General features: G+C 41.2%; 9 protein-coding genes. 5 read left to right on the top strand and 4 right to left on the bottom strand.

The window, feature by feature from the left end; translation table 11 throughout:
• Both ACO1O5_RS22935 and ACO1O5_RS22940 read right to left on the bottom strand, forming a co-directional pair.
• The coding region (locus tag ACO1O5_RS22935; RefSeq protein ID WP_486274472.1) for a lipase maturation factor family protein at window positions 1–1,434 on the bottom strand (1,434 nt) is incomplete at its 3' end.
• A 368-nt stretch (window positions 1,435–1,802) separates the two neighbouring features.
• Window positions 1,803–3,251 (bottom strand): FAD-binding oxidoreductase, encoded by a 1,449-nt coding sequence (locus tag ACO1O5_RS22940; protein ID WP_486274474.1) that lies wholly within the window; start codon window positions 3,249–3,251, stop codon window positions 1,803–1,805.
• A gap of 134 nt (window positions 3,252–3,385) precedes the next feature.
• Between ACO1O5_RS22940 and ACO1O5_RS22945 the strand changes: the two genes are divergently transcribed.
• On the top strand, window positions 3,386–3,535 hold the full coding sequence (locus ACO1O5_RS22945) for a hypothetical protein (RefSeq protein WP_486274476.1): 150 nt from the start codon (window positions 3,386–3,388) through the stop codon (window positions 3,533–3,535).
• Here the strand turns inward: ACO1O5_RS22945 and ACO1O5_RS22950 are convergent.
• Window positions 3,519–4,625 carry a nickel-binding protein gene (locus ACO1O5_RS22950; RefSeq protein ID WP_486274478.1) on the bottom strand — a complete coding sequence of 369 codons (1,107 nt, stop codon included), beginning with the start codon at window positions 4,623–4,625 and terminating at the stop codon, window positions 3,519–3,521. The genes ACO1O5_RS22945 and ACO1O5_RS22950 overlap by 17 nt on opposite strands.
• Window positions 4,626–4,949: 324 nt before the next feature.
• Between ACO1O5_RS22950 and ACO1O5_RS22955 the strand changes: the two genes are divergently transcribed.
• A complete protein-coding gene (locus tag ACO1O5_RS22955; RefSeq protein WP_486274480.1) occupies window positions 4,950–5,774 on the top strand; it encodes a DUF4421 family protein in 825 nt (274 codons plus the stop codon).
• An 88-nt stretch (window positions 5,775–5,862) separates the two neighbouring features.
• On the opposite strand, the gene ACO1O5_RS22960 is transcribed toward ACO1O5_RS22955, so the two are convergent.
• Entirely contained in the window at window positions 5,863–7,428 is a 1,566-nt protein-coding gene (locus ACO1O5_RS22960; RefSeq protein ID WP_486274482.1) for a serine hydrolase, read from the bottom strand.
• Between the two features lie 206 nt (window positions 7,429–7,634).
• Here ACO1O5_RS22960 and ACO1O5_RS22965 point away from each other — a divergent pair, with 206 nt between their 5' ends.
• From ACO1O5_RS22965 to ACO1O5_RS22975, 3 genes are all read left to right on the top strand, one after another.
• A complete protein-coding gene (locus ACO1O5_RS22965) occupies window positions 7,635–8,366 on the top strand; it encodes an ImuA family protein (protein WP_486274484.1) in 732 nt (243 codons plus the stop codon).
• 1 nt (window position 8,367) lies between these two features.
• On the top strand, window positions 8,368–9,870 hold the full coding sequence (locus ACO1O5_RS22970; protein ID WP_486274486.1) for a Y-family DNA polymerase: 1,503 nt from the start codon (window positions 8,368–8,370) through the stop codon (window positions 9,868–9,870).
• 291 nt (window positions 9,871–10,161) lie between these two features.
• A partial coding sequence (locus tag ACO1O5_RS22975) for a PHP domain-containing protein (protein WP_486274488.1) occupies window positions 10,162–10,500 on the top strand: 339 nt, incomplete at its 3' end.

Below are 10,500 nucleotides of genomic sequence, written 5' to 3' on the forward strand. Positions count from 1 at the left end.
CGGTTTTGCAAAGGTATAGCGATAGAGAACGGCTCGAATGTATGTAGGCGGCTTGCCTGGAAATGGATTATTTGCAAATAAGCTTAATGCGCCTTTATCGTTGTGCAAAAGCTTCCAAACAAGATTTAATGTCCACGGATAATCGTCAGGCGTGTCCATTGCCGCAAACCACATTTGCCAATCCAAATGCAATTGATAAGGTGCTATTTGCGGTGGACGTTTATCAAGTTCAACCGGCAATGCTTTGTATAGATACGGTTTCCATTGTGCCTTATTATTTGTCGTATCATCGGTTGTTCCTTCAAATACTACGTTTAGGCGTTCCTGTCCGACCGTTCCAAATGCGCCATACGTATTGACGAGTTCAAGCGGGTCGAACGAGCCATTCATGATCTGCCCGGGAGAAAGCAGATTGAAAGCAGGTTGGATGCTAAGCAAGCCTATCACAATTGTAACGACCCACGCGGTAACAACCATAGGCCGTGATGACTGAGCATTTGCAGCCGCTGTTTCTGCCTTGCGGACAAGCCACCATGGAAGAACCTTTGACCAGAAGCCATCGTCAAAACAAGCCAGTGCGGGAAGTATCGTGAGCCAATTAAAAAAAGAAAGGTTGCCGCTAATGACCAGGATGAGTTGAAAAAGTATTATCACCGATCCAGCAATGTGACGTGCTATTCTCGGCCAGAAGACAAATAACGGAACTACCAACTCAGCAAGAAAATTAAACCATACACCAATTTTCAAAACAACACGTGGTAAAAAGTGGAACCAACGACTGAAAGGACCGGGCAATGGCTGCGTTTCAAAATGATAATAGAGTGCTGTGCCGTTACGCCAGATTTTATCGCCGCGTAACTTAATGAGACCTGCGCCCAGCATGATACGGCAAATGAGCCAGCGAAATAAAACAATGATCGGCAATGGAGGTGCACGGCGCGGAAATGGCCGCATGTCTATGAGTGGACAAAGGAATATAGCGAGAAAGCCTGTTTCGAGTAATTGAATTTCCCACCCATACCCATACCACTCCTGGCCGGCATGAACAATGGACATGTCAAGTAACCATAACACCGTTAGTAAGGGCGCATTCGCAAAGCCTGCTGTTACAATCAATGAAAGAATAAAACCTGTCCATGCGACCGTTAGCAATGCTGTATCAGAATGAAAAAACCAAAATAGAGATGGAAGCCGCATAAATCCTGCACTTGTAGATCCCAATGTTTCGCGGATTTGGTTGAAATAAATTCCTACCGGAAGCAGGCCATCCGAGCCAATGAGCGGAAGCAACTGGTTGATCGCAACAAGAAATGCGATTGCATAAATTACACCCAATAAACGAAGAATCATAAAACGGGTAAGCCAATAAGTTGGAGGTGCCGAATCCGCAATCGTTGGTTGAAATTCAATATCGGTTTCGTTTATTGTTTCCACTATCCGTATTTTATTTCCGGAATTTCAATACTATTTTTCCGATATAAAATTAGGCCGAATAAGTGTAAGCTTCCTGTCGTTTTTTTTAAGACTTGGTTTACAAACAGGAAATCAAAAAAATTTCGAAACAAAAAAGTTTGCTGATAAAAAAAAGTCATCGCTACCCATTAACCATGTATAACGATGACACGAAGCAATAATTAATAATTATAACTTTCCCCGCTGTGAACAGATCACTGCTGTAACTGCAGCAATCACAAGCGAACCTAATAAGCAGCAGCAACAAAGACTCTTACCGGCAGCGTTAAACCCTTAAGTCCTGCGAATACGACAGTTGCCCGCCGGCATCTCAAATGACCTATTGCTAATTAATTTATGGCCGCCTCTTTAACAAGGGAAACGTTAGCTAATTGCGACGGTAAAATATTTTGATTTATCCTGAACAAATTATTGGGATCGTATTTCCTCTTTATTTTGGTCAGGCGTTCATAGTTATCTTTATAACTTGCTTTTATACGTTCCTGTCCTTCGTTCATGATGAAGTTTAAATAAGCACCCCCGGAAGAATATGGATGAAGCGCTTCCCAATAATCTTTACACCACTTAGTTATTTTCGCCGCATTGGCCGCATCGGGATCAACTCCAACAATTACGGCGGCGTATTTAGCGTCTCTATATGCCCAGGGAGTTGCATCTTTAGCTGCCCTGCCGGCAGCCCCAGTTATAGGATACATATGCATTTGAGAAAGTGGAGTGGGTATTTTAGATCCAAACTCTACGTGCTTTGCGCTAATCTCCGGCCCTAATTCGTTGAAAAAGTCAGCACGCCAATACCATTGTAATCCAGGAGGAAACAGTCCGTCGAACAATTGTTGCATGGCCGGATAGGGCATAACACCAACATGTTCAAACAGTGGATTCATCGCCATTATGGGTTTAAATATGTCTTTGGCTTTATCCAAATCTCCCGAATAGCACCATATTATACCGCAGAATTGTTTGTTATGCAGATGAGCAGGAAATGGCGCCCCGGGTATAATTAATGTTGCAAAAAAACCATTTAATTCATCGGGGGCTTTGTTAATAAATTCGTGATACCATTTCATTATATCATTTGTTTTTTCAATGGGCCATAAGGTAGGGCCACCAAAAACGTTCGTTACGGGATGTGCCTGGAACTTGAATGAAGTGACGATACCAAAGTTTCCGCCACCACCGCGGATGGCCCAAAACAGGTCTTCATTATTTGTTGAGTTAACCGTAACAAAGGAGCCATCAGCCAATACCATATCTGCTTCCAGCAAATTATCAATCGTGAGTCCATATTTTCTTGCCAGGTATCCTACGCCGCCGCCGAGGGTGAGCCCTCCCACTCCCGTTGAGGAAATGATGCCCGCGGGAACGGCCAGCCCAAATGCATGTGTAGCGTGATCCACTTCGGCCCAAACATTTCCTCCTCCCACCTGCACTGTTTTTTTATCTGTGTTCACCCTCACAAATTTTAACCCCGACAGGTCTATAACCAAACCCCCTTCACATGAACCGAGGCCGCCACCGTTATGACCACCGCCTCTAACGGCTACGGCTAAATGATTTTCGCGCCCAAAATTAACCGCGTAAATAACATCGGCAACGTCGGCGCACTTCACAATCATACCAGGATGTTTATCAATCATGGCATTGTATAATTTGCGGGCATTATCGTAGTCCGCGTCTTCCGGAAAAATAATTTTTCCCCGCACTTTAGCGGCAAATTCTTCAATAACAGATTTTTTTAGATCTTTTACTAAAATGAGATCTTCTACCAATTCAAGCATAATAATATATTTTAAAGGTTTTTAAATATGATAATTACCGGTATACGCATAACCCCTGGCAGTAAACATAGAACGTCGGTTTGCTTTCCGGGACTACTCCTTACCGAATGATTTTGTTTTTCAAAATTATTAACATGGCATTTTACAGACTATCACTTTTGATTCAAATGCGTGTAATTTTAATTCAACACCTGGCACGTTCGCAAGATGCTTATAATGCCCGGCTACAATTGGGACAGGGAAAATTGATCATTATAACGGTAACGCTTACCCTGCTTTTTTGAGGTACGCAGAGGGATGCAATCCGAATTTTTTTTGAAAGCATTTTGAAAAATAGGAAGGGCTGCTAAAACCCGTTTCAAAAGCGATTTCTGAAATGTTGCCTTTACTTTTATTCAACAACTTCAGCGCTTCTCCAAGGCGATAATCTTTAATAAAAGTATTAAGGGACCTTGCCGTCAGTTCCATTATCTTTCGGTACAACCTGGATTTGCTGTATCCTAACGACCTGCAAATGTTTTCTACCTGCACACCTGGATCGGACCAATTTGATTCTATGTAATCCATTAAACGACTAAGAAATTCTTCATCCATTTGAGAAACAACGACTATATCTTTTTTTTCTTTTATGAGATGTGGGTTCTCACTGTTGTATAAATCTTTAACCTCCGACGAAACAACAATGTCTCCCTTAACAGCAGTACACATTCGCTGGGCTAATTTTATCGTGTCCTCAAAAATTAGTTTTTTGTCAGTAACCGGTGCACCGGCATTTAAACCTATCTTAAAATGAATTTCATGATCCTTTGTTTCTTTCCTGAGATTATTAAAAAGAGTACGGATGGCCAATGCAGCATGGACCGAATTTGATACTGACTTAAAAGAAACCAAAAAATAATTCTCGACATGTTTCACTGTGTTTCCCCCAAATTCATCCAATGTTGTAAGAATTGCATTGTTGAACTTAAGCAATGAAGTTTTGAACTGGCCAGATGTTTTGTCGGGCAAGGGCAGGCTATTTATCTCCGCCACCATTATGCTTCTAAAAGCAGGATCGTTGATAATATTTAACTCTGTGTCTTCCGCCTTTTGCGGATCTTCAATTCTTCCTAAAAAGGATTCAACAACTTTGGCGTTAACTTCTATAATTCTATGTGGAACCTGGCCATGTGCCGTGTTATGCATTTTTTCAATAGCACCGGCATTGGCCGCATCAACCAGGCAAAAAGCGGTTTTTCTGCTGTCATCAAACCAATATGTTAGTACCCTACATCCAAACTGATGTTGAATCTTGAGATCTTCCTGGTGTAATTGGGCTACGTGTTCAGCGGTAATCGCTTCCGAAACGTTGTGGCGATCCATATAAATCGGCATAGAGATATTATTTAAATATGTAATTTAATTATCCTTACCTTTTCGTATTTCTCCTCCAAAATTAGCAAACTATTTCAACAGATAAAAGATCGTCGACCATTGTGTAAACAGGCAAAAGGGTACTACAATGACGGGTGTAAGAAATGGGCCGGTGTTAAATGAATCCAGAGTTATTTTATCCCGAAAATTGGAATTCCCTGTTGCCCAAGCGGAGCATAAATTCCATGGCTTTTTCAGCAATAAGTATTACATTATTTTTAACGACAGCGCTAACATTCTTTTAGTTTATTTGTAAACAGAAAGTCTGTTAATCCCATCAATTTAATGAAGCATCATTCGCGGTACACTTTATTCTTCTCCTTTTTATTACTATTAACCGGCCTGCTTCTAAGCACTAACATCAATTATAAGTGGCTTTCTTTTAGATGTTCTTGGGCAATGCCCGGCACCCTACTGGATGAAAAAGTAAAACTCAAATACACATCGCTGGGTGTAAATTTTGGCGGAAAGCAAATGCGTTTCCGTCCATTTTATGAGTTATATAACGGCCTGTTGATACCGGTTCAGAAAATTAAAGACAGCTTTGATATTTTCGAAGGGTTACAGTTTACCACCGCAGGGTTTGACTATTATTTTTTTACCAATACCAAACTGTTCTCATTCAAGGCGGCCAAAAGTTTTTCCGCGAAGCAGGTTAAAAGTGCCGGTTCGGTTTTTTTAATGGTAACGCCATCCTGGGGAAAAATTAATTGGAAAACCCCGTCAAGGGATTTGGTAAAAGACGCTGCCACCTTCAATCTTTTATCAGAAGACCCGGAATGGGTTTCATTGATCGTCCGAATTGGTTATACACACAATTTTGTAATAGACAAGGGTAACTGGATTATTGTCCCGGCTGTACTAACGGGAGCGGGTGTACTAAGAGAGATCAACACTATCGATAGAAAACTGCAGGCAGTCAGCAACATCCAGGCATGGCTAAATGCTGGTTATAACGGACCTCTTCACTACTGTTATTTTCATGCGTGGTGGAGCAATCAGCAAACCAACCTTCTTATAAAAAATATGAAACAGGTAAACACCAATTTTTCTATCACGGCCGGTTATCGATTTCCCAACTTTCGTAAAAAGATTTTAGGATTATTATAAATGCACGAACTCCTTATGGCCAGTATTACTCAAAAAACAAGGCAATAAAACAGTTAAGGCTACCCGAAAAATAAATTAACCTCATATCTTATTTCACTCTTTTAAAATTAAGATCCTGGAAATCGAAACTAAAATCAGTTAACGGCGAAATGGGTTTCATTTTTATAGCATCCGGCTTTCCTTCATAATCAAGATCAAACATTACGTAGGCATCTGCGTCCATGCTTCTGTCGTTCCACTTTACTATATATGTATTGCCCTTGTAAGCAAATATTTCGCCCGAGAGGCGCGGAGAATTTTTTGATTCAAACCATGGCTTGCCTCCTTTAACTGATATTACAACTTCGCCAAACCATGGATCGGTATAGGTGCCTGTAAACGGAGTAAAGTCGTTTAGAGATGTATTCATCTTCTGTTGCGCATTGATATCAGCCCAAATTGCATCTGTTATTTTTTTTGCATTTGCTTCCCGTTGCAAAACCCTGTCGTGGTATTCCTTCACGCGGTCTTTTCCTTTTATTCCATAATAACTATCCTTGATGGTGTTGGTAATAGCAGTGAAGGCCGCACCCGATTGCTGGTTAGTAAAAACAATAATGCCCAGTTTCAATTCAGGTATTAAAGTAACCTGCGTTACGATGCCTGCCAGGCCACCCGTATGCGTGGGAACTTTATATCCGTTTTCATCGCTCAAAAACCATCCAAGTCCATAAGCAGAAAAATGTGTATTGTAAGTGGTAGTTCCATGAACAGGGATAATGGTTTGCGGCGTCCACATTTCTTCATGAGTACTTTCTTTCAGAAGTTGGTCTTTTAATCCGTCCCCGTATTTGCCATCGTTCATTTGCATAATGATCCATTTGCTCATATCATGCACACTGCTGTAAATACCGCCAGCAGCATCAGCAACATATTTCCAGTCGCGGTGTATCACCTGGACTTTTCCATTTACCGGCGCATGCGGATCTATTACATCCTCTTTATTTTTAAGGAGATCAAAATTGGGAGCGCTTTCCGTCATTTGCAAAGGATTCATAATCCTGGTTTGCACAAAATCTTCCCATCTCATTCCCGAAACCCTTGCTACCACTTCGCCCGCAACAATGTAGAGCAGGTTATCATAATCATATTTTGTTCTGAAATCAGAAACTTGTTTTAAAAACCGCAGGTTGTGAATAATATCTTTGAGAGAAAAAGTACTGCTGTCGGGCCATATCATCAGGTCGCCTGCGCCCAAGCCCAGCCCGCTCCTGTGTGTAAGTAAATCACGAATGGTAAAATCTTCCGTAACATAAGGAGCATACAATTTAAATTCGGGAATATAATCGGTTACTTTATCATCCCATTTTAGCTTTCCTTCATCAACCAATATACCCAGCGAGGCAACTGTAAACGCTTTACTGTTAGACGCAATACCAAAGCGGGTGTGTTCATCTACTTTTTGCCCGGTATTTAATGAACGTACCCCGTATCCCTTTTCATGAATGATCTTTCCATCTTTTACCACGGCAACAGCGATGCCCGGCACATCAAAAGTTTTTAAAGTAAGTTCTGCTACGGAATCAATCTGGTGCGACGTGATAGGTTGTGAGTCAACAATGTAAAAAGAAATACAAATGATGAAAGTAAAAACAGTATGCTTACAACTTTTCATGTTAGAATATTTAATTTGAATTTGTATTTGAGGGGATGAAGGTAATAATTTATATGTTCGGTGTATTTCGAGTTGGCAACCATTAAGGACTGGAAACCGTAGGTCTACATTTTTGCTGAATTATTACAATATCTAAATTTCCTTTTACTAAATTATTTAGTAATTTAGCATCAAAATGCAGCTAACATATTTAGTATACTCTGTCAATGCCTGGAATTAAATCCGATATTATTACCCAATTACGGAAGGATATTCTTCCTTTGCAAAGGTTCAAAAAAAACCAGGGCAATAATATGGTTGAGCCTTTGCCTGCCGCAATTACAAATGCATTTCCCAATGCTGAATTTCCATTTGGCGCCATACATGAATTTATTGCAACCAGCGAAGAAGATGTTACTGCTTCGGGTGGATTTATTACGGGTATACTGGCCTCTTTAATGAGTACTGACGGTGCAACAATATGGATCAGTTCTTACAGAACCATCTTCCCTCCTGCCCTTGCTGCGTTTGGTGTTCCCCCCGACAAAATCATTTTTATTGATCTGAAAAAAGAAAAAGAAATTCTTTGGGCAACGGAGGAAGCGCTTAAATGTAATGGACTATCCGCAGTTGTTGGAGAAATAACAGAATTGAGTTTCACTTCTTCAAGACGATTGCAGTTAGCAGTTGAAGAAAGCAAAGTAACGGGATTTATTTTACGCCGAAATCCACGAAGCATTAACACAACAGCCTGTATAACGCGATGGAAAATTACTTCCTTACCGAGTGAACCTGCAGATGATCTGCCCGGTGTAGGTTTTCCCCGGTGGAGTGCGGAACTGCTAAGAGTAAGAAATGGTAAACCTGGTAAATGGCAAATAGAATTTACTGCCGGACACTTCAGGAATATTTCAAAGATGGCAGTACTTCAACAGGAGAAACAAAAGAAAACAGGATGACATGTCAAAACGTTTTGTATCTATATGGTTCCGTTATCTCCGAACGGATTGGCACTCCCGCCGCCAGCCACAATTAAGGCAACTACCTTTTGTATTGGCATCGCCTGATCATGGACGAATGGTAATAACCGCAGCTAACTCACACGCACAAACGCAGGGAGCAGATACCGGGATGGCTGTAGCAGATGCAAGAGCGATCATTCCTTCACTGGAAGTTTTAAATGATGACACGGAACTTTCCACCAAATTACTCAAAGGCATTGCAGAATGGTGCATTCGCTTTACACCTGCCGTCGGCATTGACTTACCGGATGGATTGCTGCTTGATGTGAGTGGCTGTACCCACCTTTGGGGTGGTGAACTTCAATATATAACGTCAATCAGTAAACGAATAATAAGCTTTGGCTATGATGTGCATATAGCCATGGCTGATACTATCGGCACAGCATGGGCTGTTGCCCGTTTTGGAAAGAATATCACTATAGTTGAAAGCGACAAGCAAACAGCAACACTGCTATCATTACCACCTGAGGCCCTTCGTATTGAAAGTGAAATAATTGAACGGTTGCAAAAACTTGGGCTAAGGCAGGTAAGCAGTTTTATCAATATGCCCCGTCCGGCTTTAAGACGGCGTTTTGGTTCTTCACTTCTCCTTCGTTTAGACCAGGCGTTAGGTTATGAAGAAGAAGCTGTAGAACCTGTGCATCCTGTTGAAGCATACCTGGAACGGCTACCTTGCCTGGAACCTATTGTAACAGCAAAGGGTATTGAAATAGCCTTACAACGCCTGCTGGAAACATTATGCCTCCGTTTGCAACATGAACAAAAAGGGCTTCGCATAGCTTCGTTTAAGGGTTACCGTATAGATGGCAAAATTGAAGAGATAGATATTGGGACCAATCGCCCTTCAAACAGCAGCAAACACCTTTATAAATTATTTGAAATAAAAACAGATACCATTGAACCTGCATTGGGAATAGAACTATTTACACTGGAAACATCAAAAGTAGAAGAGATAATTCCTATGCAGGAAAAGATGTGGGATAATACAGGAGGGTTGGATGATATCGGTTTATATGAATTACTGGACAGGATAGAAGGGAAAATGGGCGCTAATAGAATTCACCGTTACATGCCTGATGAACATTATTGGCCGGAACGTTCATTTAAGCCCGTGGCTTCTATCAATGAAAAATTAACCACTACATGGAATGTGAGTAAGCCAAGACCATTGCAATTATTGTCGAGGCCACTAGCCATTGAAGTAACAGCACCCATTCCTGATTATCCGCCCATGTTGTTTAGATATAAAGGCAGGTTGCATAAAATAATAAAAGCGGATGGACCGGAAAGAATTGAACAGGAATGGTGGTTGCAGGATGGACAACACAGGGATTATTATGTTGTAGAAGATGAAGATGGAAACCGTTATTGGTTATTTCGTTCAGGGCATTATGATGTTGCTAAATCGTATCAATGGTTTATTCATGGATTCTTTGCATAGGGTTTAATAATTATTCCTAATCATCTAAACAGCAAGAAAAAAAATGATAATTCATCAAATGTCTTTATTAAATGATATGTTCTTTTTTGCTTGTCCAAAAAAGAACCAAAAAAAGACCCCCGCAATCGAAATACAGCACGATTGCGGGAACAGCTATGTTGAGCAGTTGTGCAAAGTAAACTCAGCATTAGTAATCCTATTATCAAAATATAAATATTGATAGATGAATAAAATTATTTTCAAAAACAAGTCTTTTCCCTCTCCTCTGGAGAGGGGTTGGGGTGAGGCCTTATGAACTACACAGAATTACAAATAACAACCAACTTCAGCTTCCTCCGCGGGGCATCGCATCCGGAAGAACTGGCGGAGCAAGCTGCAGCACTGGGATACAGCGAAATTGCCATAACTGATCGCAACAGCTTTGCCGGCATTGTGCGTGCATATGCGGCCGCAAAAAAACAAGGCATTCGTATTATTGTTGGTTGCCGTCTTGATCTGCTCGATGGCATCAGCCTGCTCGCCTACCCTACTAACGTTTCAGCTTATTCGCAAATGTGCAACCTGCTCACCCTGGGAAACCGCCGTGCAGAAAAAGGAGATTGTCATTTGTATAAAGCTGACGTATATGCC

The organism is Ginsengibacter sp., from assembly GCF_057362405.1.

Coding starts and splice junctions, on each gene's coding strand:
- ACO1O5_RS22940 (WP_486274474.1), bottom strand. CDS start 3,251: ATGCTTGAATTGGTAGAAGATCTCATTTTAGTAAAAGATCTAAAAAAA.
- ACO1O5_RS22945 (WP_486274476.1), top strand. CDS start 3,386: ATGGCATTTTACAGACTATCACTTTTGATTCAAATGCGTGTAATTTTA.
- ACO1O5_RS22950 (WP_486274478.1), bottom strand. CDS start 4,625: ATGCCGATTTATATGGATCGCCACAACGTTTCGGAAGCGATTACCGCT.
- ACO1O5_RS22955 (WP_486274480.1), top strand. CDS start 4,950: ATGAAGCATCATTCGCGGTACACTTTATTCTTCTCCTTTTTATTACTA.
- ACO1O5_RS22960 (WP_486274482.1), bottom strand. CDS start 7,428: ATGAAAAGTTGTAAGCATACTGTTTTTACTTTCATCATTTGTATTTCT.
- ACO1O5_RS22965 (WP_486274484.1), top strand. CDS start 7,635: ATGCCTGGAATTAAATCCGATATTATTACCCAATTACGGAAGGATATT.
- ACO1O5_RS22970 (WP_486274486.1), top strand. CDS start 8,368: ATGTCAAAACGTTTTGTATCTATATGGTTCCGTTATCTCCGAACGGAT.